The sequence below is a fragment of the Caballeronia jiangsuensis genome, assembly GCF_046030135.1.
GTDB lineage: Bacteria > Pseudomonadota > Gammaproteobacteria > Burkholderiales > Burkholderiaceae > Caballeronia > Caballeronia jiangsuensis.
This window is the reverse complement of record NZ_JAQQDB010000002.1, coordinates 178,362-204,226: the sequence shown is the minus strand read 5'-3', so window position 1 is coordinate 204,226 and position 25,865 is coordinate 178,362. Positions and strand designations below refer to the sequence as shown.

Genomic DNA, 25,865 nt, shown 5'->3' with positions numbered 1-25,865 from the left:
CATGCGGGCAAACAACCGGGTAAGTTACGAACGCGAGGCGCGCATCGGCCGCGACTGTCTTTCGACGTCGCGCGCGATGTCACCTTTTCTATTGAAAAAGCCCTTGTTTCAGGGACTTTCGACGATATTCACGCATTCGCCTTCAGCGCTGCGAACGCAGTGAATCTTCTGCATGACGAGCTTGAATGCAGCGCATCAGCGGCAACGCACCTGCCGTGATACATCGATGAGTTGCTGTCTGAGCCAATGCAGCCCAGGATCGAGATCGTTGCGTTCGTGCCAGACGGCGCGCACGGTGACGTCGGGACATGCATAGGGCGTCGGACGCATCGTCAGTTCGCCGTCGCGCGAGAGTTCGCGTCCGAGCGACGACGGCACCAGCGCGAGCATGTCGCTATGACGCAAGAGCGCGGGAATCGCGAGCGAGTGCGCCACGGCCATGCGTACGCGCGGCGCCTCGTCGCTGCCGGCGAAACCGCGATCGAGCGCCTCGCGATCGAACATCTCCGATTGCCGCGCGAGCCCGCGTTCGACGATGAAGCCGCTCACCGCGCCCTCTTCCTCGCCGCCCTGCGAGACCGCGACGAGCGGATAGTTCAGCAAATCCTCGCGCGCAAGCGGCCGGTCCGTGAGCGGATGCTCGCGATGCAACAGCAACACGTCCGTTTGCTCCCAGAGACTCACCGAGTGAAAACGGCGCGGCACATCCGCGAAAATGCCGATCGCGACATCGATACGGCCGACATCGATCTGCCCCGCGAGATCGAGCCGCGTCGACGGTCTCACGACGATATCCACGAGCGGCGCTTCCGCGCGCAGGCGCTGACTGAGCCGCCCGAGCAGCAGCGCCGTGATGTAATCGTTCGCGGCCAGCACGAAGGTGCGTCGCGCGATGGCCGGATCGAACTTGTCGACGCCCAGCGCCGCCTTGATCTGCGCGAGCGCGCCGCGCACCTGCGTCGCCATCGCGAGCGCGCGCACGGTCGGTTCCATGCCGCGCCCGGTGCGCACGAAGAGATCGTCGCCGAGCACGTCGCGCATGCGTCCGAGCGCATGGCTGATCGCCGATTGACTGAGATTCAGACGCTTGCCCGCGAGCGCAAGATTGCGGTCCTCGAAAATCGCGTCGAATACGCGGAGCAGGTTGAGGTCGATGCGGTCGGCCGACATGACATCAAGCCTCGTCGCGCGTCGCGTAGCGCCTACAGCTCGCGCCGAACGATTCGAACAGCGCACGCGAAAGCGCGTCGCTCGTGACCATCGCTTCGGGATGCCATTGCACGCCGAGCGCGAACGGATGTTGATCGAGACGAATCGCTTCGACAAGACCATCCGGCGCGCGCGCCTCGACGGCAAGACGCGATGCAAGCTGCGCCACGCCCTGACGATGCAGCGAGTTCACACGCACATGCTGCACGCCGCCCGCGAGCGTCGATAACATGCCGCCGTCGGTCAGCGCGATTTCATGCCGATAGCGATAGCGCGCAAGCAAATCCTCGCTCAGGTCTTCGAGATGATCTTCCGAATGCCCCGACGCATGGATGTCAGCGTGCAGGGTTCCGCCGAACGCGACGTTCATCTCCTGAAAGCCGCGGCAAATGCCGAGAAACGGCATGCCGCGCGCCGCCGCGCCGCGCATCAGCGCGAGCGCGACATGATCGCGGTCGGGATCGACGAGCATCGCGGCATCGCTCGCACCACCGTACAGGTGCGATTCGACATTCGATGCGCCGCCGGGAAACAACAGCCCGCTCACGCCATCGAGATAGTCCGTGACCGACTCGACATCGCGCGACGCCGGAATCAGCACCGGGCTTAACTGCGCGCACGTCATCAACGCGCGGACATAGCTTTGCTTCGCACTATGCAGATCGTGATCGCCGACGAAAAACCGGTCGCACACGACACCGACGAGCGGCCTCATTGCACCGCTCCTTTCAGATCGAATGCGGGATCTTCCACATCGCGCGCAGACAGATGCACGCCGTTCGCGAGCAGCTTGCGCGCGAGCATGTGTTCTTGCGGACGATTGATGCTATCGACCGCGATCAATGCTTCGTTCCGGAAGTAGAAGAGGGAGAACTTTCTTTCCTCCACGGCACCGCGCAACGCGTGATGCGTGAATCCCGAATGAATGCCCGCCATCTGCAGCTTGAGATCGTATTGATCGGACCAGAACCACGGCACCGTCCGATACGGCTGCGGCCGGCCCGCAATCGCGAGCGCCGCGACTTTCGCCATATCGTTCGCGTTCTGCACCGACTCGATGCGGCACGCGCGTGAATCGCTCGGCGCCCAATGAGGCACGAACGCGGCGCAATCGCCCGCGGCGACGATCGCCGGATCGCTCGTGCGCGCGCACTCATCGACGACGATGCCGCCCGCCACCGTCAGGCCGCATTCCGCCGCCAACTCCGTATTCGGTATCACGCCGATGCCGACCACGACGAGATCGCACGACAGATGGGTGTCATCGTCGAGCACGACGGACACCGCATCCCCGGTTTGCTTCAACTCGATCACCTTGCGACCGAACTCGAAGGCGACGCCGTTCCGTGCGTGCGCATCCTGCATGAATGCCGACATCCACGGCGATGCGACGCGCGCAAGCAGGCGCGGCTCCGTTTCGACAACCGTTACATCGATGCCCTTCTGACGCAGCGAAGCCGCCGCTTCGAGACCGATATAACCGCCGCCGATCACGACCGCGCGCCGCGCCGTGCTCGCCGTTTGCGCGAGACGCCGCGCGTCGCGCAGATCGCGCAGGTAATGCACGGCATCGAGCGTCGCGCCGGGGCAGTCGAGTTTGCGCACGCGCGCGCCCGTCGTCAGCGCGAGATGGTCGTATGCGATGCGCGAGCCGTCCTGCAACTCGACTTCACGACGCCCGCGATCGATATGCGTTGCGCGCATCGAGGGCAGCCATTCGATCTTCTCTTCGTCGAAGAAGGCTTGCGAGCGCAAAGGCAGGCGCGCTTCGCTGAAGCTTCCGGTGAGAAATCCCTTCGACAGCGGCGGACGCTGATAAGGCGCATCTGCTTCGTCGCCGATGAGCACGATGCGTCCTTCGAAGCCGGTTTCGCGCGCAGCCGCCGCGAGTTGAACACCCGCATACGAAGCGCCGACGATCACGAGCGTGCTATGCATGGTCTTATCCCTGTGCTTGCGGAATCTGCACGACGAGGCCGTTCATCGCGGCGCTCATCACGAGCTGGCAACTGAGCCGGCTTTCGGGACGCCGCTCCGCCGCGACGCCGTCGAGCAATTCCAGTTCCGATTCGTCGGGCGATGGAAGATCCGCCGTCGACGATGCATCGATATAAACATGACACGTCGCGCATGACAAGCAGCCGCCGCATTCGGCGTCGATGCCGCGCACGTTGTTGTGGATCGCGGCTTCCATCACGCTCGTGCCGTCGGGCACGTCGATGTCGCGGCGCGCGCCGTCGCGCAGGATATAGGTAACCATAGGCATGACATTTCTCCTCTGTGAGCGCGCCGTCAGAACGCTTCGAAATATTCGCGGTGTTCCCACTCGGTGACTTCGAGATTGAAGCGGTCGATCTCCGCCTGCTTCAGCTTGCAGAAGTAATCGATGAACGCGCTGCCGAAGCCTTCGCGCAGGCATTCGTCGGTGCGCAGCGCATCGAGTGCATCGCTCAAGCTGCGCGGCAGTGCTTCCGCCTGCGTTTCATAAGGCGTATCGGCGGAAGGCGGGAGTTCGAGCTTGCGACGGATGCCGTCGAGACCCGAGATCACCTGCGAGCCGAAATACAGATACGGATTCGCAGTCGGCTCGCCCACGCGATTCTCGATGCGGCTCGCGGAATCGTTCACGCCGCCGAGCACGCGCAGCATCACGCCGCGATTGTCGCGCCCCCAGATCGCGCGATCGGGTGCGTTCGAATACGGCCGATAGCGTCGATAACCGTTGATCGTCGGCGTCGACAATGAAGTCGCGCCCTTCGCGTGCGCGAGCAGGCCGGCGAGATAGCGTTGACCGGTGATCGACAAAGGCTCGGATGCATCAACGGGCATGAAGGCGTTCGTGCCCTCGCCCGCATGCACGAGCGATTGATGCAGATGCCATCCGCTCGACACGACATTCGGAATGCGCGGGCGGCACATGAAGGTCGCGTGATAGCCATTGCGCTGACAGATCTGCTTCACCGCGCTGCGAAAGAGGATCATGTCGTCGGCGCTCTTGATGCCTTTCGTCGGCGCGAACGTGAACTCGAACTGGCTCGGGCCGTATTCGACTTCGAGCGAACGCACGTCGAGATTAAGCCCTTCGATATTGCGCCGAAGCATTTCCATCACGTCATCGACGGCGTCGTAGCGCAACTCCGTCAGATACTGATAGCCATGCGACAGCAACTCGACATCGGGCGGCAAGCCGGGTTGTCCCGAATGCTCGGGCTTCATGTGAGGGTCCGTCACCTTGAAGACATGAAACTCCACTTCGAGGCCCGATACGAATTCATAACCGTGATTCGACAGTTGATTCAGCGCGCGGCGAAACAGATGCCGCGTGGCGAACGGCACCGGCGCGCCGTTGGCGAAGTACACATCGCACAACACCCATCCCGTATGCGGCGCCCACGGCAGCACGCGAAACGTTTCGGGATCGGCGATCATCAGCGTGTCGCATGCGCCCTGCATCTCGGGCATGTCGAAGCCGCCGCCCGCCGTGAACACGGGAAACACCGTGCGATGCGACGTGTCCTTGGCGAAGAGCGTCGTCGTCAGCGTGACGCCGCTTTTCATCGCCTTGATCGCTTCATCGACGACGAGCGTCTTGCCGCGCAGCAAGCCATGCTGATCGGGAAACGAAAAGCGCACGACCTTCACATCGCTTTGCTTCATCCGCTCGACGAGTTCGGCATACGCAGCGTGCTGCGCGTCCGTCCACAAACCATGAGTCTCTACAAAAGACATGTGCGTTCCGCGCGGCAGCATCAGGCGCCGCGCGCTCCATTCAGGTTGCGGGTCGGTGTTTTCAGGCTTTGGGCGCGGGCCACGGCGCGCTTACGCGGCGCTTCACGTCGGACTCTTTCCAGTACTCGTCCCAGCGGTCCGCCGGTCCGATTCCGTCGATCGAAGCGGGGCCTGTGAAGTTCGCGGCTTCGCTCTCATCGATCAGCATCAGCGTCTTATCGCCAGCTTGCGTCTTCTCGATCGCATCGACGAGCAGGCGGCGATACGCGATGATGCCCTTGTCCGTCGTGCCCAGATGCTCGCGCGTGCGGTCCTGTATCGCGCCCTGCGATTCGACCGCCCATTGATCGTGCACGTTGATGTCGAAGCCCATGCCCGTGTAGGTTTCGCTCAGTTGCTCGCGCGGGTCGAAGCCGTAGTTGTTGCGCTTGTTCTTGCGCGACGTGTAATCGGGCAGTTCATACAGTTCGAGCCGCTGCTCGCGCATCTGCGCCTTGTCGGTCGGCGCGCCGAAACTCGTGAAAATCGCATACCAGTAGCAGTTTTCATCGTCGACGGGCACGTGCCATTGCGTGATCGTCATCTCCGAGCTCATCGGAATCACGAAGGCTTGCGGGAACACGACATTGGTCACGCGCACATGCGTATGCGCTTCGTCGAGCGCGCGTTTCGCGATGAGACGCAGGCCGTAATCCGCCGGGCTCACGAGAATTTCCGGCGATTCGAATTCGCGCAGCACTTTCGTGATCGGCATGTTCGAATCCGCCGACGCGCCGCGAAACTGCTTGCCATAGCTTTCGCTCACGTCCTCATCTTCGAAAAAGCGATGCAGAAACGACGCGTGCGCCGGATCGATACCGACTTCGAGCGCCTGCAGCCAGTTGCATTCGAAGAGCCCCTTGAATGCGAACGTGTAGGCATCGGGCGCGGCGAAGCAATCGAAGTTGGGGAACGCGGGCGGCTCGTCCTTGCCGATATAGCCGAACAGCACGCCGGCCTTCTCGATGATGGGATACGCGGACTGGCGCACCTTGTTGCACAGCGTGCTGCCGACGGGTTCGCCCGGCGTCGAGAGGCAACGTCCGCTGGCATCGAAGAGCCAGCCGTGAAAGGCGCAACGCAGTCCGCCGCCTTCGAGACGCCCCGCCGCGAGATCGGCGCCACGATGCGGGCAATCGCGATCCAGCATGCCGTAGCGGCCTTGCTCGTCCTTGAACACGACGAAGTCCTGCCCCATCAGGCGCACCGCCTTGACGGGGCGCTCGGCGGGCAACTCCTCGACGAGCGCGACGGGCTGCCAGTAACGGCGCAGCAACTGGCCGGCGGGCGTGCCCTTGCCGACGCGGGTAATGGTGTTGTTTTGCTGCGAACTCATCATGGCGGTGTCTCCGGTTCGTTGAATTCAGACGTCGGCTGATTGCATGCAGCGCGACGTGTTCTTGAGACGGAGAATAGCTTTTCGAACTCAAATGTACAAACGATGTATGCAGCATGCTTGTGCGGATCCACTCGCCTGCGATTTGCTAAGCTCATTTATCTTACTGTTATATATACGTTTTTCTGAATTTATAAGGATTTACCCCTTATCGATCCTACTCAGCTATTTTTAGCCTTGTTGCATACATCGAAAAACATTCTATGAAACGATGTCCGACTTTCGAGCACAGCAAGCAGCCGTTGGCCTAGAATCGCCCACAACGGTAAGCGGAGAAAAACCATGGAATCCCAGCAAGAACGCGTGTTGGTCTATCTACGCGATCTGATCCTGAAAGGCGAATTCGCGCCAGGCGAGCGCCTGGGCGAAGTTGCGCTCGCGGAGCGGCTAAAGGCGTCGCGCACGCCGGTCCGGCTCGCGCTCACGACGCTCGAACAGGAAGGTCTCGTCGAACCGTCGCCGGCGGGCGGATACGTGATGCGGCGCATCACGGCCGCCGAAATCGCCGATGCCATCGCGGTGCGCGGTCATCTCGAAGGCATGGCCGCGCGTCTCGTCGCGGAGCATGGCGTGCCGCGCCAGTTGTCGAATGCGCTCGCCGAGTGTCTGCGCGCGGGCGACCGCCTGCTCGCGAAGTCCGAGCTCGATCTCGACGACTACGCCGCCTATACCGACATGAACAATCGCTTCCACAAGCTGATCGTCGACGGGTCGGGCAATGCGGCACTGATGCGCGCCATCGACATGAACAATCGGCTGCCGTTCGCCGCCGCGAGCGCGATGCTGCCGATGCAATCGGCCATCGATGAAGGACGGCAATGGCTCTTCATCGCGCATCAGCAGCATCACAGTCTCGTGGATGCGCTGGAACGCGGCGAAGGCACGCGCGCGCAGGCGCTCGCGACCGAGCACGTGCAGATCGCACAGAGGAATCTGGCTTATGCGCTGGAGCGCCCGGAGGATTGCGTGAAGCTCGCGCCGGCGTTGCAACTCGTCGCGGAAGCCGTTTTATGAGCGCTTCGGCGCGGCGCGTTCATAGCGCGCGAGGAACATGTCGGCGGCCGCTTCCGCTACTCTTTTTTGCTCGTGCTTCGAAAGCGGCGGCTGGCCCATCGTGACCTGAGGCCAGAACGCGAAACCCTTCACGATGCCGTGCAGTTGCTGCCCCGCGAAGACCGGGTCGGCGACTGCGAGACGGCCATCGGCGGCGGCTTTTCTGATCCACGCCGTCACGTCTTCCTCACGCTCGCCGATGCGCGCCACCATGTCCCGCGCGCGATCCGGCGAATGAATGCCCGCCGCGATCGCCACGCGCGCGAGCGATAGAAATGCCTCGTCCGTCATGAGCCGCAGCTTGCGCGTGAGTAGCGCGAGCAGTTGCGCGCGCAGCGGTTCATCGGCGCTATATACCGGTGCGTCGCCGGTTTCGCTCGCATCCCACAAGCGATGCAGGATCGCGGCGAAAAGCGCTTCCTTGCCCTCGAAGTGGTTATAGACCGTGCGCTTGGACACGCCCGCGCGCGCGGCGATGCGGTCCATGCTCGTCGCGTCGTAGCCCGCCGCAATAAACTCCGCCACCGCTGCATCCACGATCGCGGCGCGCTTGCGGTCGGTCAGCCGCTGGGGAAGGTCGTTCATATCGCTCGAATCCATCCCCATATTTTACACCGTCCGGTTTACTTTTTTCTCAAAATTAAACTACACTGTACAGTCTACTTTCCGCTTCGGGCTCGCGCCCCGTCACGCCCTATGACTTCGTTCACCGATCGCATCAGCCGTGCCCTGGGTTTTGCCGCCGCGGAACGCGGCCGCGCGTTGTCGAACGCGTCGCCGCAACATGACGGCGCGCGTTTTCGCAATGTGAAGCCGCGTCCGGAAGAAGGACTCGGCAAGACCTTGCGCATCATCTGGAACGTGCTGTTCAACAAGCCGCGCAATACCGTGCCGACGCAGCCGCCCATCGTCGATACGCTCACGCGCGCGCAGCTCGATGCCGCGCCCGATCGCAGTCTCTACCGGCTCGGCCACTCGACGATCCTCTTCAAGCTGCGCGGCGAATACTGGCTGACGGACCCGGTCTTTGGCGAGCGCGCGTCGCCGTTCAGACGCATGGGACCGAAGCGTTTTCACGCGCCGCCCATCGCACTCGCCGATCTTCCGCCATTGCGCGGCGTGATCCTGTCGCACGATCACTACGATCATCTCGACCGCGATACCGTGCTCGCGCTCGCCGCGACGACGGAAATCTTTCTCACGCCGCTCGGCGTCGGCGACAGGCTGATCGAATGGGGCATCGATGCATCGAAGGTGCGTCAACTCGACTGGTGGCAAAGCGCACGAGTCGGCGAGCTTCTCTTTACCGCGACGCCCGCACAGCATTTCTCCGGCCGCAGCCTCTTCGATGGCAACAGCACGTTGTGGGCATCATGGGTGATCGTCGACGATGAGCTGCGCGTGTTCTTCAGCGGCGACACGGGTTATTTCGACGGCTTCAGGACGATCGGCGAACGCCTCGGCCCATTCGACGTCACCTTGATCGAAACCGGCGCCTACGATGCGCAATGGCCGTACGTCCACATGCAGCCAGAGGAAACTGTGCAGGCGCATATCGATCTGCGCGGACGCTGGCTCGCGCCGATTCACAACGGCACGTTCGATCTCGCGATGCATCCGTGGCAGGAGCCGTTCGAGCGCGTGACGGGGCTCGCGCTCGCGCGCGGCGTTGCCGTCGCGACACCGCGGATGGGTGAGCGGCTGGATCTTGAAGCGCCGCAACGCGGCGAGCGCTGGTGGCGCGAGGTGGCCGATGCGCCGAAGCCGGCTTCATCGTGGCGCATGTGCGCATCGCGAGCCGAGAGCGCGGAATAACGCGCCGCCACGCGATTACAACTTTCCTTCCTTGAGCCGCGCCCGGTGCGCGGCCACCTTCGCGCGATTCCCGCAGATCGCCATGCTGCACCAGCGCCGCGCATGTCCGCGCGTGTGATCCGCGAAAAGCAGCGTGCATTTCGGGCCTTCGCACGCCTTCACGTAAGTAAAGTCCTCTTCGCAGACGAGCTTCGCGAGCGCTTCGACAATCGGCATCAACAGCGATTCGGCGTTCGGCCAGCGTCGCTGCATGGCGAACGCAAGACCGCTCGCGGCATTCGCATCGGCGACGATCACCGCATGTTGCTCGTCGCGCTGCAACACGCCATTCAGCGGTTCGAGCTCGGCCAGATCCTTCGCCGATAACGGCCGCCCCTTCCTCTTCCGCACGAACGCACGAAACCATTCGCGCAGTCCGCGCGCCTTCGCCGCGACCTCGTCCAGTTCGGCAGGCGCGGTTTGCGAACGCATGTGCGCCAGCACGTCGGCGGGCACCAGTTGCGCCTGTTCCAGCCATGACAGCAAGCCTTCGCCATCGCCGATCCAGTCGACGGGTTCATCGACCGGCGTCGCGATCGAGTTGAGGAAATCGAGGCCGGGCGCGTCGGCCACGAAGATCGCCGGTATCGGGCGGTAGTCCATTTTGCAATCCAGACGTGTTTCTACGATGGCTTCATCGTAACCGCTAAAAAACATCTTGACAAGTTACACGACCCGTTTGTAACCTGTCTCACATGCTTTTAACGGTTACACAAATTTCCCCCTCAACCAGCGGAGAAACGCCCATGTCCACCATTGCGCATCGTCATATCGACGTCGACGGCTTCAATGTGTTCTATCGCGAAGCCGGTCCGGCGGACGGCCCCAAGCTTCTGTTGCTGCATGGCTTTCCGAGTTCGAGCCACATGTTCCGCGATCTGATTCCGCTGCTCGCAGAGCGATTTCATATCGTCGCGCCCGATCTTCCCGGCTTCGGCCTGTCCGATATGCCGAGCCGCGATGCGTTCTCGTACACGTTCGAGAACATCGCGAACGTGATCGATCGCTTTACCGAAGTGATCGGCTTCGATCGCTATGCGGTCTATGTCTTCGACTACGGCGCGCCGACCGGCTTTCGACTTGCGCTCAAGCATCCCGAGCGCATCACGGCGATCGTTTCGCAAAACGGCAACGCGTATGAAGAGGGATTGAGCGACGGCTGGAATCCGATCCGCGCGTACTGGCAAGCGCCCACGCAAGCGAACCGCGATGCATTGCGCGCGATGCTCACGAAGGACACGACGAAATGGCAATACACGCACGGCGTGCCCGACGCGTCCGCGATCTCGCCCGATGGCTATACGCTCGACGACTACTACCTGAATCGCCCCGGCGCGCATGACGTGCAGCTCGATCTCTTCGGCGACTACCGCAACAATGTCGCGCTGTACCCGGCGTTTCAGGCGTACTTCCGCGAGCATCAGCCGAAGTTCCTCGCCGTGTGGGGCAAGAACGATCCGTTCTTCCTGCCGCCGGGCGCGGAAGCATTCAAGCGCGATATCCCGCATGCGGACGTGCGCTTCTTCGATACAGGCCACTTCGCACTCGAAACGCACGCGGCGCAGATCGCGGCGGCCATCACCGAATTCCTCGCTCAATAAAACGCGGACCATCACCGCGCTCATCCATCACAGGAGAAACATCATGCGTGCAATCGTGCTCGACAAGTTCGGCGGAATCGACAGCCTCGTCTATACCGAGATTCCGGAGCCGGAACCGCTCGCGGGACATGTCGTCATCGAGATCAAGGCGTTCGGCATCAATCATGCGGAGATGCATATGCGGCGCGGCGAATGGGCCGAAGCCGCGAGAGTGAGCGGCATCGAATGCGTGGGCATCGTGAAGTCGTGTCCGGGCGGCGAGTTTCCCGTGGGCGCGAAAGTGGCTGCGTTGATGGGCGGACTCGGGCGCACGATCAACGGAAGTTATGCGCAATTCACGCGCGCGCCGGTGTCGAATGTTGCGCTGATCGAATCTGATCTGTCGTGGGCCGAACTGGCGGCCATTCCCGAAACCTATGCGACGGCCTGGACGTGCCTCTTCCGCAATCTCGAGATCGAAGCAGGACAGACGATCGTGATTCGCGGCGCGACTTCATCGTTCGGGCAGGCAGCGGTGAATCTCGCGGTGAACGCGGGCGCGAAGGTCATCGCAACGACGCGCAATCGCGATCGCTTCGCGAAGCTCGAAGCGCTCGGCGTGTCGCGTGTCGAAGTCGAAGGACCGGACTTGAGCAAGCGCATCGCGGAAACGAAAGAGATCGATGCGGTGCTCGATCTCGTCGGCAACAGCACGATTCTCGATTCGCTCGCGATGCTGCGCCGCGGCGGCCGCGCCTGTCTCGCGGGCTGGCTCGGCGGCCTCGCGCCGATCGCGGATTTCAATCCCCTGTTGCAGATGCCAAGCGGCGTGAATCTGACCTTCTTCGGCAGCTTCGTTTTCGGCACGCCCGGCTTTCCGCTCTCCGATGTGCCGCTGCAAGCAATCGCCGCCGATATCGCCGCGGGACGTTTCAACGCGAAGCCTTCCCGCGTGTTTTCGTTCGACGACATTCACGAAGCGCATCGCGTGATGGAAGCGAATGAAGCCAACGGAAAGATGGTCGTCGTTCATTGAAACGGGAGACATGACATGTCCACGAAAGTAGCGATCGTCACGGGCGCGAGCCAGGGCATCGGACGTTCCACCGCAATCCGCCTCGCACGCGATTTCGATTCGATCGTGCTCGTTGCACGCAATCGCGCGAATCTCGAAGAAACCGCGTCGATGGTCGAGCAAGCCGGTGCAAAACCGCTGACGCTCGATGTCGATCTCTCGCAACCCGACGCCGCGCAAGAGGTCGTCGATGGCGCGCTCGCAGCGTTCGGCCGCATCGACGCGTTGTTGAATATCGCGGGCGCGGTGCCGCAAATCGATCTGTTCGACATGACCGACGAACAATGGGACGCGGGCCTCGCGCTGAAGCTTCACGGTGCGCGCCGCCTGACGGTCGCGGCGTGGCCTTCGCTCAAAGCGACATCGGGATCGGTCGTGCTGATGTCGGGCAATTCGGCGCTGTTCCCCAAAGCGCCCTACGCGGCGGTCGGCACGATCAACGCTGCGATTGTCGCCCTGGCGAAGGCATTTTCCGATCGCGGCATCGCGGATGGCGTGCAGGTCAACAGCGTGTTGCCCGGTCCTGTGATGACGGGCCGACGGCGCTCGTATCTGGAGCACTGGGCGCCGTTGCACGATATGACCGTGGAGGAAGCGACCGCGCGTTTCCCTGTCGAAGCGGGCATCGCGCGTTACGGCACGCCGGAAGAGATCGCCGAGTTGATGGCGTTCCTCGTGTCGCCCGCCGCGAAATGGATGACGGGCAGCACGCTGAGAATGGATGGAGGCGAAGTCAAGTCGATATGACTTGCCGCGAGCGCAGTCAGTGGCTGTAAAGTATGCTGTGTCCATCGAATGGATCGTCCTGCATGGACTTTCGTGAGGCCACAGATGAAACTCGCATTCAAGGCACTGCTGCTCGTTTCGATCGCAAGTCCCCTCTATTGCGCGGCTCAATCGAAGGGATGCGATGCGAAGCGCAGTTCGATCGAACAGGAAATCGCTTATGCGCGCGCGCATGGCAACGCAAATCGCGTCGATGGACTGGAAACCGCGCTCGCCCGGCTGAACGCGAACTGCACGGATGCGTCGCTGCGAAGCGAGAGCCAGCGTAAGGTCACGGCGGCGCAAAAGAAGCTGGCCGAACGCGAGCACGACTTGCAGAAAGCAAAGGACGAAGGCAAGAGCGCGAAGAAGATCGCGGAGCGCCAGCACAAGGTCGATGAAGCCCATGCCGAGCTCGAACGTGCGCAAACGGAAGCGAACGAGTAAGGTGCTGTTTTCCGCTCATTGAATACACTCCGCACGATGCAGCCAACCGATCCCGACTTCTTCACGCTTCTTGGCGAAAGTTATGCGCGCCTGCTGGGCAAGCCGCTGGTTCCCGATGAAGAACTACCGCCCGCCGAAGCCGCGCGCTGGCTTTACGAAGACGCGCCCTTCGGCGTCCTCGCGCACGATACCCAGGCTGATCCCGTGTTCGTCTACGGCAACCTGCGCGCGCAACGTCTCTTCGGCTATACATGGAACGAGCTGACCGCGTTGCCGTCGCGTTTGTCGGCCGAAGCGCCCGAGCGCAGCGAACGTCAGGCGTTTCTCGAACAGGTGACGCGCGATGGTTATGTGGACGGCTATCGCGGCGTTCGTGTCACGAAATCGGGCGAGCGCTTCTGGATCGAACGCGCGACCGTGTGGCAAATGTTCGATCGGGACGGCGTCTATCGCGGCCAAGCGGCGATGATTCCGCACATCAGCAACATAGCCTGAAGCATTCCGCTCAACGCGCGACGAGCTTGCGGATCACATCGACGAGCGGCGTCGCGCCTTTGACGATATGTTCGCGCTGCCGTTCGAAGTCGATCCAGCCTTCGTTGAAGCCGTCGAGCATTTGAATGCGCGGCGTCGGATGCTTCATGCCCTGACTCACGAACAGCGCTTCCCATGTGTCGCGCGGGACGGCCTGCGCACGCACCGGCTTGCCGAGCACTTGTGCGAATGCGGCGGCAATATCGTCCGGGCTCGTGCGCCGTGGCCCTTCCAGTTCGACGATGCGCACGCCCGGCCAGCGCTCCTGCATGAGCTTCGCCGCGAGTTCACCGATGTCATCGGTGGCGATCATCGGAATCGCGCGATCGAGCGGTTGCAGAAACGATCGCACGATGCCTTCGTTGCGCGCCGAATCGACATCCCATGCGCAATTCTCCATGAACCAGCCCGGACGCAGAAACGTGACCGGGATCGCTTGCTTGCGAAGCGCTTCCTCCAGCAGCGAGCGCTGCGTCAGAAGATTGGTCTGCGTGGCCTGCGCGCCGATTGTCGACAGGCACACGATCCTGCGCGGCTTCGAACGCGCCACGGCCGCGACGATCGTATCGATGACCTCGCGCGCCTCCGGAAAGCCAGGCGCGGGATCGAATTCCGGCGGCGGAAGAATGAAAACGGCTTCGGCGCCTTCGAAAGCGTGCGCGAGCGCATCGGCATCGGTCATGGTGGCGAGGGCGATCTCGCAACCGCGTGCCGCCCACTCCGCGCCCTTCTTCCCGTCACGCACGACGGCGCGAACGGGCTTCCCCGCGTTCAACAGCGCGTTTGCGAGCGCCCCGCCGACTTGTCCTGTGATTCCAGTGATGACATACATGGTCCGACTCCTTGTGCAATTCGTCTGCCTGCGATGGATTGCATGTTAGGGCGCGGACTGTCCGCGACAAATGACTCGCGGGTTATCGGATTGATGACCCGGCGTCATTGATCGCGTCGCACGGGGCGCAATAGGTTCGCCCTATGCCCGGCACATGAAACTGGTATTTCCACTCCACGGAACATTTCCTTAAAGTCTTCCTTATCCAACCAGGATTCGCTGGCCGGTCCAGCAACGGAGACGACACCATGCAAACGGAAAGCGCCGCCGATATCGTCGCGCCCACCTCCGTCGCGGCGCTCGCCGCCACGCTCGATTACGATGCCGCGCCGAACGAAGGCGACGCGCTTCCGCCCTTGTGGCACTGGATTTTCTTCAGGCCGATCGCGAGGCAATCGCTCATCGCGGAAGACGGGCATCCGCAGAAAGGCAGTTTCCTGCCCGACCTCGGCCTGCCGCGACGCATGTGGGCCGGCGGGCGTCTGCGCTTTCCGGCGCCGGTGATCGTCGGTGAACGCATCACGCGCGAATCTACCATTCTCGATGTCAGCGAAAAGCAAGGCCGCACGGGCAAGCTCGGATTCGTGACGGTCGGGCATCGCATTTGCTGCGGCGATGTCACCGCGATCGAGGAAGAGCACGACATCGTGTATCGCGAACCGGCCGTACCCGGCGCACCCGCGCCCGCCCCGACTCCCGCGCCCCGCGACGCGCAATGGCAACGCAATATCGTGCCCGACGAAACGCTGCTGCTGCGCTATTCGGCGCTGACCTTCAACGCGCATCGCATCCACTACGACAAGCCTTACGTCACGCAGGTCGAAGGCTATCCGGGCCTCGTCGTGCATGGGCCGCTCATCGCGACGCTGCTGATGGATCTGCTGCGCCGCCAGTTGCCCGATGCGACTGTCATCGACTTCTCTTTCAAGGCGCAGCGTCCGTGTTTCGCCGGCAATACGCTGCATCTGTGCGGCCAGCCATCGGCGGACGGCAAGACCGTCGAGCTGTGGTCGAAAGATCACGAAGGCTGGCTCGGTATGACCGCCCGCGCGACGCTCGCCTGAATCGTTTGACTCGTTTGACGATACGAACCCAATAGCCAAGCACATCATGATCGAATCCACTCCCGACGCTTATCAGGACATCCGCGAAGCCGTGCGTGATCTTTGCGGTCAGTTCTCCGGCGAATACTTTCGCAAGATCGACGAAGCGCGCGGCTATCCCGAAGCATTCGTCGATGCGCTCACGAAAGCGGGCTGGCTCGCCGCGCTGATTCCGCAAGAGTACGGCGGCTCGGGTCTCGGGCTGACCGAAGCGTCGGTCATCATGGAAGAGATCAATCGCTCGGGCGGCAACTCGGGCGCGTGTCACGGCCAGATGTACAACATGGGCACGCTGCTGCGTCATGGCTCGGCGGAACAGAAGAAGCGCTATCTGCCGAAGATCGCATCGGGCGAATTGCGTCTGCAATCGATGGGCGTGACCGAGCCGACCACCGGCACCGATACGACAAAAATCAAGACGACCGCAGAAAAGAAAGGCGATCGTTATGTGATCAACGGTCAGAAGGTATGGATCTCGCGCGTGCAGCATTCCGATCTCATGATCCTGCTCGCGCGCACCACGCCTGTCGCGGATGTGAAGAAGAAGAGCGAGGGCATGTCGATCTTCATCGTCGATCTGCGCGAAGCGATCGGCCACGGCCTCACGGTGCAGCCGATCCTCAACATGGTGAATCACGAGACCAACGAGTTGTTCTTCGACAATCTGGAGATTCCCGCCGAGAATCTGATCGGCGAGGAAGGCAAAGGCTTCAAGTACATCCTCGACGGGCTGAACGCGGAGCGCACGCTGATCGCGGCGGAGTGCATCGGTGATGGCTACTGGTTCATGGACAAGGTTTCGCAGTATGTGAAGGATCGCGTCGTGTTCGGGCGGCCTATCGGCCAGAATCAGGGCGTGCAGTTTCCGATTGCGCGCGCCTATGTCAATGTCGAAGCGGCGAACCTGATGCGCTTCAAGGCGTGCGAACTCTTCGATTCGCACAAGCATTGCGGCGCGCAGGCCAATATGGCGAAGCTCCTCGCCGCCGATGCCTCATGGGAAGCGGCCAACGCGTGTCTGCAATTCCACGGCGGATTCGGCTTCGCGGCGGAATACGATGTCGAACGCAAGTTCCGCGAGACGCGTCTCTATCAGGTCGCGCCGATCTCGACCAACCTGATTCTCTCGTATGTCGCCGAGCATATCCTCGGCCTGCCGCGCTCGTTCTGAAGGAGGCCGATCATGCGTCCACTGCAAGGCATCAAGGTCGTCACGTTCGAGCATGCGATAGCCGCGCCCTTCTGCACGCGTCAGCTCGCCGATCTGGGCGCGCGCGTGATCAAGATCGAGCGTCCGGGAACAGGCGATTTCGCTCGCAACTACGACGAACGCGTGTCCGGGCTCGCATCGCATTTCGTGTGGACGAACCGTTCGAAGGAGAGCGTGACGCTCGACGTCAAGCATCCTGAAGCGCTCGATGTCGTGCACAAGCTGCTCTCCGATGCGGATGTATTCGTGCAGAACCTCGCACCCGGCGCGACGCAACGGCTCGGGCTCGACTACGACACATTGAAGGTGCGTTATCCGCGCCTCATCGTGTGCGATATCTCGGGCTATGGTTCGGATGGCCCGATGCGCGATAAGAAGGCCTACGACCTGCTGATTCAAAGCGAATCGGGCTTTCTGAGCATCACGGGCTCGGAGGGAGAACCCGCGAAGGCAGGCTGCTCGATCGCCGATATCGCCGCCGGCATGTACGGCTACACCAACATCCTCGCGGCGCTCATCGAGCGCGGGCAGACGGGGCGCGGCAAGCGCATCGACATCTCCATGCTCGAAAGCATGGTCGAATGGATGAGCTATCCGCTCTACTACGCGATCGACGGGCAGACGCCGCCGCGTCAGGCGGGCGCATCGCACGCGACGATCTTTCCTTATGGCCCGTTCCAGGCAGGAGACGGCAAGACCGTCATGCTCGGCCTGCAAAACGAGCGCGAATGGAAGAAGTTCTGCGAGATCGTGATTCGCCAGCCCGCGCTTCAGGACGACGAGCGCTTCTGCGCGAACAGCCGTCGCACGCAGCATCGCGAAGCGTTGACGCACATCATCGTCGAAGCGTTCGCTTCGCTGACCGCCGCGCAAGTCATCGAGCGGCTGGAGGAAGCGGGCATCGCCAATGCGCGCATGAACGACATGCACGACGTGTGGAAGCACGAACAACTCGAAGCGCGGCATCGCTGGACACGCGTCGAAACGCCCGCCGGCGCGATTCCCGCGCTCTATCCGCCGGGACTCGGCAGCGCCGATGAACCGCGCATGGACGCCGTGCCCGCGCTCGGCCAGCACACCGTTGCGGTCTTGCGCGAACTCGGTCTCGACGATAAAGCCATCGAGCGCTTGCGCGCAGCGAATGCGATCTAGTTTTGCGGTCCCCGCTTGCGCATCGTCACGCCTTGCCAGCTATCGTGTTCGATATGCTCGGCGATCAACTCGATCAGCGTCTCGCGCACCGCGACCGTCGCCGAGTTCATCGGCGCGCCATTGGGCCAGCAGATGCTGGCTGGCCGCCTGATCGTCGGCTCGACGATTCTTCGCATCTTCGGCAGGAGCGCCTCGTTCCATTGCGCGATTGCCGATGAAGGAAGAATCGTGCAGGCCCGGCCCGAATTCGCGATCAGCAAGAGCGCGGGCAACGAGTCGATATCCGCGACGATATTCAATTCGACCTTCTCGCTCGCGAAAGTGCGCTCGATCAAAAGACGCAAGCCGTTCGACGCGCCGGGCGCGACGAGCTTGACGCCCGCAAGCTTTGCGAGCGGGCATGTCGATGCGCGCGGCGAGATATCGCCGCCCGGATCGCCCAACAGATAAAGCGTTTCATCGAGCACGGGCAAGGCCGTGATGCCGGGTGTATCCGATTCGCGAAACAGGATGCCGAGATCGAGCCGGCCATTGGCGAGCAGCTCGTTCAGATAGCCGCTCATGCTTTCGAAGAATTGCAGGCGAATGCCGGGGTATTGATCCTGGATGCGCTCGAATAGCGGAACCGCGAGCACGGAGGCCATCGTCGTCGGCAAGCCGACCGCCACCGTGCCGGATTCGGCGCCCGCGCCCTTGGTCACTTCCTGCTTGAGTTGTTCCATCTGCCGCAGCACGAGACGCGCATGGCGATAGAGGGCATCGCCTTCGGCGGTCGGCGTGACGCCATGATTGCTGCGCAGAAGGAGCGTGACGCCGAGTTCTTCTTCGAGCCGCGCCATCTGCTGGCTGAGCGAAGGCTGTGCGACGAATAGCTTTTCCGCCGCCTTGCCGAGACTGCCGTAATCGACGATGCTGACGAAGTAGCGAAGCTGGCGGACGTCCATGTGGAATGGCGAGAGTCGGTGACAGGCGCGCGCGTGAGTGTCCGGCGCCGGTCGCCTATTCTATAACTCGCGGGTCCGCATGAACTATGCGCGCGCGCCTTCGAGTATTGTTTGCGCGCGAAGCACGACTGGCCGGTCCACCATTTTTCCATCGACGGCGACGGCCGCGCCGTTCGCATTCGAGAACGCATCGAGTATGCGCTTCGCCCATGCGAGTTCGGATTCGCTCGGCGCATAACATTCGTTGATCGTTCGAACCTGCTTCGGATGGATGCACAGCTTCCCCGCGAAGCCGCGGCGCTTTCCATTGAGCGTTTCGTGCTTCAACGCGTGTTCGTCGTCGATCGCGGGCGTCACGCCGTCGATCGGTGGGCCGATGCCCGCGACCTTCGATATCATCGCGAGATTCGCGCGGAACGGATCGAGAACATCGTCGTCGGTGGCCATGTTCATGTCGGCACAGAAGTCGAGCGTGCCGAACATCAACTGATGCACGTACGGTGCTTTCGCGATCTCTAGCGCGTTGAACATGCCCTTCGCGCTTTCGATCAACGGAAACAGCGGCATTCTGCTCTTCGTGCGCGAGACGAGCGCGATGATATCCGCGGCGCTTTCCGCCTTCGGCAACACGATGCCCGCCACGCCGCGCAGCTTGCCCAGTTGCGCATCGCGATCGAACCACGGCGTATCGCGCGCGTTCACGCGAATCAGCACGGGACGCTCGGGCGAGAGCCATGCGGCCACGACATCGCGCGCCTCGTCCTTGCTCGCGGGCGCGACGGCATCTTCCAGATCGATGATGATCGCGTCGGCGCCGCTGTCCAGCGCCTTCGCGAAACGCTCGGGGCGATTGCCCGGCACGAACAGAAACGAACGATATCGATCGGCGTTCGTTTTGGCGGGCGTTCGCATCACAGTTCGTTGACCAGTTCGGGGACCATCGTGAACAGATCGCCGACGAGACCGTAATCGGCCACGCTGAAAATCGGCGCTTCCGGGTCTTTGTTGATCGCGACGATCACCTTCGAATCCTTCATGCCCGCGAGATGCTGAATCGCGCCCGAGATGCCGACCGCCACGTACAGTTGCGGCGCGACGATCTTGCCGGTTTGACCGACCTGATAATCGTTCGGCACGTATCCCGCATCGACTGCTGCGCGCGATGCGCCCAGCGCGGCGTTGAGTTTGTCGGCGAGAGGTTCGAGCGTCTTCGTGTAGTTCTCGCCGCTGCCCAATCCACGACCACCCGACACGATGATGTGCGCGCTCGTCAGTTCCGGACGATCGAGCTTCGTCACTTCACGGCTCACGAACTGCGAGATGCCTGCATCGGCTGCGGCTTCGATCTTTTCGACTTGAGCGTTACCGCCTTCCGCCGCAACCGGATCGAAACCCGTCGCGCGAACGGTGACGACCTTGATCGGATCGCTCGATTGAACCGTTGCGATGGCGTTGCCCGCGTAGATCGGGCGCTCGAATGTGTCGGGGCTATCGACGGCGGTGATATCGCTGATCTGCGCGACATCCAGATGCGCTGCGATACGCGGGGCGATGTTCTTACCGTAAGCCGTCGCGGGCGCGAAGATGTGCGAATAGTTTTTCGCGATGTTCAGTACAGTGCCTTCGATGTTTTCTGCGAGGCCGTCGGCGAGTTGAGGCGCATCGGCGAGCAGCACTTTTGCGACGCCCGCGATCTTCGCTGCCGCATCCGCCGCGCCTTGCGCGTTCGAACCTGCGACCAGCACATGCACATCGCCACCGGTCTTCGCAGCAGCCGCAATCGTGTTCAACGTCGCTGCCTTGATCGACGCGTTATCGTGTTCCGCAATAACTAAAGTCGTCATCAGATTACCTTCGCTTCGTTCTTCAGCTTTTCGACCAATGCCTTCACGTCCGGCACCGTAATGCCCGCGCTGCGCTTCGGCGGCTCGACAACTTTCAGCGTCTTCAGACGCGGCGTAACATCGATGCCCAGATCGGCGGGCTTCACCGTCGTCAGCGTCTTCTTCTTCGCCTTCATGATGTTCGGCAGCGTCACGTAGCGCGGCTCGTTCAGACGCAGATCAGTGGTGACCACTGCGGGGAGCTTCAAAGAAAGCGTCTCCGCACCGCCATCGACTTCACGCGAAACCGTGGCCTTGCCATCGGCGATCACGACCTTCGATGCAAACGTCGCCTGCGGCAGACCAGCGAGCGCTGCAAGCATCTGACCGGTCTGATTCGAGTCATCGTCGATAGCCTGCTTGCCGAGGATGATCAAATCAGGCTTCTCCTGATCGACGAGCGCCTTCAACAACTTCGCGACGGCCAAAGGCTGCAAGTCTTCCGATGTTTCCACCAACACAGCGCGATCCGCGCCGATGGCCAGCGCGGTACGCAACGTCTCCTGACACTGCGCCACGCCGCACGACACGGCGATAACTTCCGTGGCAACACCCGCTTCCTTCAATCGCACAGCTTCTTCAACAGCGATCTCGTCGAACGGATTCATCGACATCTTCACGTTGGCGATATCGACGCCCGTGTTATCCGACTTCACTCGGACCTTCACGTTGTAATCGACCACGCGCTTGACTGGGACAAGAATCTTCACTTGCGTCTCCGAATAATGACAAGCTCTCAGAAAGAGGCTTGACCTAACCTCAATTTGAATGCGTGTCCGGAAAGCGCGCAAATATCAGATAACTTTGCCGGTCATAGGCTCAACCTAGGGCCGCTCAGTGTCCCGGTCCGTTTTGCTCGACGCAGCTCAGCACGAGCGTGCTGTTCATGCCCGCTTCGGGGCTGAGCATCGCGGTGTGGAATTCGCTGTCCGTGCAGCGCCAGTCGGCCTGAAGATCCTTGCTGCAAGCACGCGTCGCATCGCCGATGCGCTTTTTGTCCGGCACGTACTGACACGTATCGAGGCCATCGCACTGAAGCGTCAGATCGTGCGTCGCGTTGCCGTTCGCGGCGCCACAATTCGCGCCATAAGTTCCGGATATGACCTTGATCGTCCTTGCCTCAGCGCCCGAAATGCCCGCCAGCATGACGATGCCCGCTATTGCGCAAGCAGCCGCCCTGTTTATTGTCATCAAGCACCGCCATCGCGTAGTTTCGATTGCACCCGCTCGACGATCCGATCGCACCGCGCCCCACCGAATTCGAACACGTCGCGTTCGGCGAGATCGAACGCCTGCGCCAGCGATTCCCGCAACATGCCGCGCGCGCGAAAATGCCGGCTGCGCACCGTCGCTTCGGGAATGTTCAGACACTGCGCCGTCTCCTCGACCGTCATCTCCTCGATCGAACGCAGCACGAACACGATGCGAAATAGCTCCGGCAATGCGTCGAGCTTGCGTTCGAGCAGTGCCCGAACCTGCGAACGCGCGAGCGCATCGTCGGGCGCGGAATTGTCGTGCGAGGTCATTGCTTCAGCCTGTTCGACCCAATCGGGCGCATCCACGATCGGAATCACATTCTGACGCCGCGCCGAACGCCGGATGCGCGCGAAACACTCGTTGAGCACGAGTCGCGATAGCCACGTGGAAAGTTGCGCGTCGCCGCGAAACTGGCTCATCGACCGATACGCGTGCAAATAAGCGTCCTGCAATGCATCCTCGGCTTCGGCATCGTTGCGCAAGGTCGCGCGCGCGAGGCGATACAGACGCCGGTTATGCCGGCGCATCAGCAATTCGAACGCCGCGCAATCGCCCGCGACGACGCGTCGTGCAATGCTCAGATCATCGTCGGCTACGAGGGTTTGTGCGGTGTCGCTCATCGTCGTCTCTATCGAACGTTCAGTGTCGCGTGCATCGTCGGATGCAGCCTGCACGAATACGCATAGCTTCCCGCCTCGCGCGCGACATAACTCCACGACGCATCGGGCGAAATATCGTGCGAATCGAAGGCCGCTTTATCGGCGGTCGCGGTGTGCGGAAACAAATCCTTGTTCACCCACACGATGCGATCGCCGGGCGCAACGGTCAACACAGGCGGCTCGAAACGCATTTGCTCGATCACGACGACATACGTCGCGGCGCTCGCCTCGCCACACAAAACGAGCGCGCCTACGCAAAGAAGCCAGCGCATCTCACGCTCCGCTCTTTTTCAGTTCCGCCTGCACATGCCGTGCATGTTCGAGATGTGCGACGAATGCGGGCCGCACCTTGACGAGCAGCGCCTTCAGTTCTTCGTTTTGCGCGCCTGGAATCAAGGTCTTGTCGAGCGCATCGAGCACGCTTTCATGATAGGCGACCTCGTGATCGATGTACGACCGGTCGAAGCTCCCGCCTGAAAGCGCTTTGAGCCTCGCGAGATTCGCGTCTCCGCCTTGCTTCAGGCTCTGGCTCGTCGGGTTGTCCTCGGGCGTGACGTTGAGCTTCTTCACGAGATCGGTCGCGGCCTTGTTGACGCCGCTATGGTCCGTGACCATTTGCTGCGCGAACGCCTTCACGTCGCTCGATTTCGTCTTCGATTCGGCGAGCTTGCCCGCGTCGATATCGACCTGATTGGCCGTCACGACGATAGCCGCGATCTGCGGATCGGTCGGTCCGGCATTTTGCGCATGAGCCGCGATGCCTGCGAATGCGACTATCGCGCTCAACGCGGCGTGGATGAGTTTCATGTGACGTCTCCCGGCATTCCGTTGTGGATACCGGCTTGGATGTCACGTCGAAAGACGGCGTTCCCGGATCGCGAAAGACGCGTTCAGCCCGGCGAGCGCTTGAGCCGCATCGACACGCAGAAGCGCTCCGCCGGATGCACCGTCACCGACACCTCGAACGTCGCGCCGCTCGCATCGAGATAGCGGCGCACGATCTCCAGCGCCGCCGTGCCCGCCTCCACGCGCAGACGCCTCGCCATTTCCGCCGACACGTTGATGGCGCGCACGTCCTGCTGAATCTCATCGATTCCGCGCCCATAGCGCGCTTCGATCAGCGAGCTGATGAGCGTATCCGGATTCTCCTTCGCGGCTTCGGCGACGTCGTCGTATGCCGGATCGATATACACGTCCGTCCAGCCGACGGGCCGGCTGTCCTTGTCGCCATCGATACGCAGGCTCGATACGCGCAGCCACGGCGTGCCCTGCGCGCAACGCAAGGTCTTCGCGAGTTTCGCCGATGCCTCGATGTGCTGCGTCGATTGCACGAGACGCAAGTGCTCGGAGCCGAACTGCACGAGATCGTCGACGGACGCGAGCGAGGGACGGAAGTCGTTGCGCGGCTGCATCGACTCGACACGCGTGCCCGCATTCTTGCGCCGCGACACGAGGCCCAGTTGCTGCAATTCGTGCAGCGCGGCCCGCACGGTATGCCGGCTCGTCTGATAGTGGTCGCGAAGTTCCAGTTCGGTCGGCAGATAGGAGCCGACAGGAAAGCGGCCCGACGCGATGCCTTCGGTCAACTCGCGCGCGATATCGGCGAAATGCGGTCTGTTCATTGCTGCTTTGGCGGTGTGTTTTCGGTGGTCAGGGTAAATCATAGCTTGCCCGATATGTTCGAACATATTAGTCTGAATATGTCCGGACATATTTGCCTGTCCTGCCCCGATCAATTTCGCTTCCGCAAGAGGTCAACATGACGAGTTCCGTTTCTCCCCTGGCCAGCACCGTGTTCGATTCCGTGCTGTTTCGCGACGCGTTCGGCACCGCGAAAATGCGCGCGCTGTTCTCGGATCACGCGCTGGTGCAGCGTTATATCGATGTCGAAGTGGCGCTCGCGAAGGCCGAGGCGCGCGCGGGCGTGATTCCGGCCGAAGCCGCCGAAGTGATCGCACGCGAATCGAAGATCGAGCGCATCGACTTCGATCACATGCGCGAGGAAACGGATATCGTCGGCTATCCGATCCTGCCGCTCGTGCATCAGATGGTCGCCATGTGCGGCGACGCCGGACGTTACGTTCATTGGGGCGCGACGACTCAGGACATCATGGATAGCGCCGTCGCGCTGCAAGTGCGCGATGCGCTCGAATCCATCGACGGCGACATACGCGAATTGCGGGCGATTCTCGCGAACCTGGCGAAGAAGCACCGCGATACGCCGATGGCCGGCCGCACCCATTTGCAGCAGGCGCTGCCCGTGACGTTCGGCTACAAGGTCGCGATCTGGCTCGCGATGTTCGATCGCCATCAGGAACGCATCGCGCAGATGCGCGAGCGCGTGGCCGTCGTCGAGTTCGCGGGCGCGGCCGGCACGCTGGCATCGCTCGGCGACAAGGGCTTCGCGGTGCAGAAGGCGCTCGCCGAAGAACTGAAGCTCGGCGTGCCGGCAACCACCTGGCATGTCGCGCGCGACGGATTTGCCGAAGCGGTCAACCTGCTTGCGCTCGTCACCGGCTCGCTCGGCAAGATCGCGATCGACATCATGATCATGGCGTCGACGGAATTCGCGGAAGTGTACGAGCCCTTCGTGAAAGGACGCGGCGCGAGCAGCACCATGCCGCAAAAGCGCAATCCGATTTCGAGCGAGCTCATGCTGGCCGCGGCAAAAGCGGTGCGCCAGCACGCGGGACTGATGGTCGACGCGATGATCCAGGACTTCGAACGCGCCACCGGCCCGTGGCACGCGGAATGGATCGCGATTCCCGAGAGTTTCATTCTCACGTCGGGTGCCCTGCATCAGGCGAAGTTCATGCTCGGCGGCCTGATCGTCGATGAAGCGCGCATGAAGCACAACCTCGGCATCAGCCGCGGCCTGATCGTCGCGGAAGCCGTGATGATGGGCATGGCCCCTTACACCGGACGTCAGCAGGCGCACGACATCGTGTACGACGCATGCCGCACGGTGAACGAACAAGGCGGCACGCTCGCGGAAGCGCTCGCGGCGTTGCCCGAAGTGACGAAGCACTTCGACCGCGCCGCGATCGAGCGCATGACCGATCCCGCGAACTATCTCGGTCTCGCGCCGCAGATGGTGGATCGCGCCATCGCGCTGTCGAGCGAAGTCTGAACGTAAAGAACATG

Annotated in this window: 29 protein-coding genes; 11 read left to right on the top strand and 18 right to left on the bottom strand. The window is 62.1% G+C overall.

Going from position 1 to position 25,865, the window contains the following annotated elements; genetic code table 11:
* Positions 1-195: 195 nt before the first annotated feature.
* From PQR08_RS02810 to PQR08_RS02785, 6 genes are all read right to left on the bottom strand, one after another.
* On the bottom strand, positions 196-1,170 hold the full coding sequence (locus tag PQR08_RS02810) for a LysR family transcriptional regulator (RefSeq protein ID WP_250485506.1): 975 nt from the start codon (positions 1,168-1,170) through the stop codon (positions 196-198).
* A 4-nt stretch (positions 1,171-1,174) separates the two neighbouring features.
* Positions 1,175-1,924 carry a gamma-glutamyl-gamma-aminobutyrate hydrolase family protein gene (locus PQR08_RS02805; RefSeq protein ID WP_250485507.1) on the bottom strand — a complete coding sequence of 250 codons (750 nt, stop codon included), beginning with the start codon at positions 1,922-1,924 and terminating at the stop codon, positions 1,175-1,177.
* Positions 1,921-3,147 (bottom strand): NAD(P)/FAD-dependent oxidoreductase, encoded by a 1,227-nt coding sequence (locus PQR08_RS02800; protein WP_250485508.1) that lies wholly within the window; start codon positions 3,145-3,147, stop codon positions 1,921-1,923. The genes PQR08_RS02805 and PQR08_RS02800 overlap by 4 nt, the downstream gene beginning before the upstream one ends.
* 4 nt (positions 3,148-3,151) lie before the next feature.
* Positions 3,152-3,475: a 2Fe-2S iron-sulfur cluster-binding protein gene (locus PQR08_RS02795; protein ID WP_187604043.1), complete on the bottom strand. Its 324-nt coding sequence runs from the start codon at positions 3,473-3,475 to the stop codon at positions 3,152-3,154.
* Between the two features lie 26 nt (positions 3,476-3,501).
* Positions 3,502-4,938 carry a glutamine synthetase family protein gene (locus tag PQR08_RS02790; RefSeq protein ID WP_250485509.1) on the bottom strand — a complete coding sequence of 479 codons (1,437 nt, stop codon included), beginning with the start codon at positions 4,936-4,938 and terminating at the stop codon, positions 3,502-3,504.
* A gap of 61 nt (positions 4,939-4,999) precedes the next feature.
* Positions 5,000-6,316, bottom strand: coding sequence for a Rieske 2Fe-2S domain-containing protein (locus PQR08_RS02785; RefSeq protein ID WP_250485510.1), 1,317 nt, complete (start codon positions 6,314-6,316; stop codon positions 5,000-5,002).
* 339 nt (positions 6,317-6,655) lie between these two features.
* Here PQR08_RS02785 and PQR08_RS02780 point away from each other — a divergent pair, with 339 nt between their 5' ends.
* Positions 6,656-7,387 (top strand): GntR family transcriptional regulator, encoded by a 732-nt coding sequence (locus PQR08_RS02780; protein WP_035505778.1) that lies wholly within the window; start codon positions 6,656-6,658, stop codon positions 7,385-7,387.
* Here the strand turns inward: PQR08_RS02780 and PQR08_RS02775 are convergent.
* Positions 7,382-8,011: a TetR/AcrR family transcriptional regulator gene (locus tag PQR08_RS02775; RefSeq protein ID WP_250485511.1), complete on the bottom strand. Its 630-nt coding sequence runs from the start codon at positions 8,009-8,011 to the stop codon at positions 7,382-7,384. The two genes, PQR08_RS02780 and PQR08_RS02775, sit on opposite strands and share 6 nt — an antisense overlap.
* Before the next feature lie 111 nt (positions 8,012-8,122).
* Between PQR08_RS02775 and PQR08_RS02770 the strand changes: the two genes are divergently transcribed.
* Positions 8,123-9,241: an MBL fold metallo-hydrolase gene (locus PQR08_RS02770; protein WP_250485512.1), complete on the top strand. Its 1,119-nt coding sequence runs from the start codon at positions 8,123-8,125 to the stop codon at positions 9,239-9,241.
* A gap of 15 nt (positions 9,242-9,256) precedes the next feature.
* On the opposite strand, the gene PQR08_RS02765 is transcribed toward PQR08_RS02770, so the two are convergent.
* Complete coding sequence (locus PQR08_RS02765) at positions 9,257-9,883, bottom strand: CGNR zinc finger domain-containing protein (protein WP_187604038.1); 627 nt, start codon at positions 9,881-9,883, stop codon at positions 9,257-9,259.
* Positions 9,884-10,026: 143 nt separating this feature from the next.
* Between PQR08_RS02765 and PQR08_RS02760 the strand changes: the two genes are divergently transcribed.
* The 5 genes from PQR08_RS02760 to PQR08_RS02740 all read left to right on the top strand — a co-directional run bounded on the left by PQR08_RS02760 (position 10,027) and on the right by PQR08_RS02740 (position 13,642).
* Complete coding sequence (locus PQR08_RS02760) at positions 10,027-10,881, top strand: alpha/beta fold hydrolase (protein ID WP_250485513.1); 855 nt, start codon at positions 10,027-10,029, stop codon at positions 10,879-10,881.
* Between the two features lie 43 nt (positions 10,882-10,924).
* Entirely contained in the window at positions 10,925-11,896 is a 972-nt protein-coding gene (locus PQR08_RS02755; protein ID WP_250485514.1) for a zinc-binding alcohol dehydrogenase family protein, read from the top strand.
* A gap of 15 nt (positions 11,897-11,911) precedes the next feature.
* Positions 11,912-12,682: an SDR family oxidoreductase gene (locus PQR08_RS02750; protein ID WP_250485515.1), complete on the top strand. Its 771-nt coding sequence runs from the start codon at positions 11,912-11,914 to the stop codon at positions 12,680-12,682.
* Between the two features lie 84 nt (positions 12,683-12,766).
* Positions 12,767-13,147 (top strand): DUF1090 domain-containing protein, encoded by a 381-nt coding sequence (locus PQR08_RS02745; RefSeq protein WP_250485516.1) that lies wholly within the window; start codon positions 12,767-12,769, stop codon positions 13,145-13,147.
* A gap of 36 nt (positions 13,148-13,183) precedes the next feature.
* Positions 13,184-13,642: an MEKHLA domain-containing protein gene (locus PQR08_RS02740; RefSeq protein ID WP_250485550.1), complete on the top strand. Its 459-nt coding sequence runs from the start codon at positions 13,184-13,186 to the stop codon at positions 13,640-13,642.
* 10 nt (positions 13,643-13,652) lie between these two features.
* Here PQR08_RS02740 and PQR08_RS02735 read toward each other — a convergent pair whose 3' ends face one another.
* A complete protein-coding gene (locus PQR08_RS02735; RefSeq protein ID WP_250485517.1) occupies positions 13,653-14,513 on the bottom strand; it encodes an NmrA family NAD(P)-binding protein in 861 nt (286 codons plus the stop codon).
* Positions 14,514-14,761: 248 nt separating this feature from the next.
* Between PQR08_RS02735 and PQR08_RS02730 the strand changes: the two genes are divergently transcribed.
* Genes PQR08_RS02730 through PQR08_RS02720 form a run of 3 tightly spaced genes read left to right on the top strand, consistent with a single transcriptional unit; the run spans position 14,762 to position 17,978 of the window.
* Positions 14,762-15,577, top strand: coding sequence for an HTD2 family dehydratase (locus PQR08_RS02730; RefSeq protein ID WP_250485518.1), 816 nt, complete (start codon positions 14,762-14,764; stop codon positions 15,575-15,577).
* Positions 15,578-15,623: 46 nt separating this feature from the next.
* On the top strand, positions 15,624-16,787 hold the full coding sequence (locus PQR08_RS02725) for an acyl-CoA dehydrogenase family protein (protein WP_250485519.1): 1,164 nt from the start codon (positions 15,624-15,626) through the stop codon (positions 16,785-16,787).
* Between the two features lie 12 nt (positions 16,788-16,799).
* Positions 16,800-17,978 carry a CaiB/BaiF CoA transferase family protein gene (locus tag PQR08_RS02720; RefSeq protein WP_250485520.1) on the top strand — a complete coding sequence of 393 codons (1,179 nt, stop codon included), beginning with the start codon at positions 16,800-16,802 and terminating at the stop codon, positions 17,976-17,978.
* Here PQR08_RS02720 and PQR08_RS02715 read toward each other — a convergent pair.
* The 9 genes from PQR08_RS02715 to PQR08_RS02675 form a co-directional block, all read right to left on the bottom strand.
* Positions 17,975-18,922, bottom strand: a complete 948-nt coding sequence (locus PQR08_RS02715) for a LysR substrate-binding domain-containing protein (protein WP_250485521.1) — start codon at positions 18,920-18,922, stop codon at positions 17,975-17,977. The genes PQR08_RS02720 and PQR08_RS02715 overlap by 4 nt on opposite strands.
* Before the next feature lie 84 nt (positions 18,923-19,006).
* Complete coding sequence (locus PQR08_RS02710) at positions 19,007-19,834, bottom strand: HpcH/HpaI aldolase/citrate lyase family protein (protein ID WP_250485522.1); 828 nt, start codon at positions 19,832-19,834, stop codon at positions 19,007-19,009.
* Positions 19,834-20,766: an electron transfer flavoprotein subunit alpha/FixB family protein gene (locus PQR08_RS02705; protein WP_250485523.1), complete on the bottom strand. Its 933-nt coding sequence runs from the start codon at positions 20,764-20,766 to the stop codon at positions 19,834-19,836. Before PQR08_RS02705 ends, PQR08_RS02710 begins: the two co-directional genes overlap by 1 nt.
* Positions 20,766-21,515 carry an electron transfer flavoprotein subunit beta/FixA family protein gene (locus PQR08_RS02700; RefSeq protein ID WP_250485524.1) on the bottom strand — a complete coding sequence of 250 codons (750 nt, stop codon included), beginning with the start codon at positions 21,513-21,515 and terminating at the stop codon, positions 20,766-20,768. Before PQR08_RS02700 ends, PQR08_RS02705 begins: the two co-directional genes overlap by 1 nt.
* Positions 21,516-21,639: 124 nt before the next feature.
* Positions 21,640-21,996, bottom strand: coding sequence for a hypothetical protein (locus PQR08_RS02695; protein ID WP_250485525.1), 357 nt, complete (start codon positions 21,994-21,996; stop codon positions 21,640-21,642).
* Entirely contained in the window at positions 21,996-22,682 is a 687-nt protein-coding gene (locus tag PQR08_RS02690) for an RNA polymerase sigma factor (RefSeq protein ID WP_250485526.1), read from the bottom strand. The genes PQR08_RS02695 and PQR08_RS02690 overlap by 1 nt, the downstream gene beginning before the upstream one ends.
* Before the next feature lie 8 nt (positions 22,683-22,690).
* Positions 22,691-22,993, bottom strand: coding sequence for a cupredoxin domain-containing protein (locus PQR08_RS02685; RefSeq protein WP_187604022.1), 303 nt, complete (start codon positions 22,991-22,993; stop codon positions 22,691-22,693).
* A 1-nt stretch (position 22,994) separates the two neighbouring features.
* Complete coding sequence (locus PQR08_RS02680; protein ID WP_250485527.1) at positions 22,995-23,528, bottom strand: DUF4142 domain-containing protein; 534 nt, start codon at positions 23,526-23,528, stop codon at positions 22,995-22,997.
* Between the two features lie 83 nt (positions 23,529-23,611).
* Entirely contained in the window at positions 23,612-24,343 is a 732-nt protein-coding gene (locus tag PQR08_RS02675) for a GntR family transcriptional regulator (RefSeq protein WP_250485528.1), read from the bottom strand.
* Positions 24,344-24,480: 137 nt separating this feature from the next.
* On the opposite strand from PQR08_RS02675, the gene PQR08_RS02670 reads away from it, so the two are divergent.
* Entirely contained in the window at positions 24,481-25,851 is a 1,371-nt protein-coding gene (locus tag PQR08_RS02670; protein WP_250485529.1) for a class-II fumarase/aspartase family protein, read from the top strand.
* The last annotated feature ends 14 nt before the right edge of the window (positions 25,852-25,865 follow it).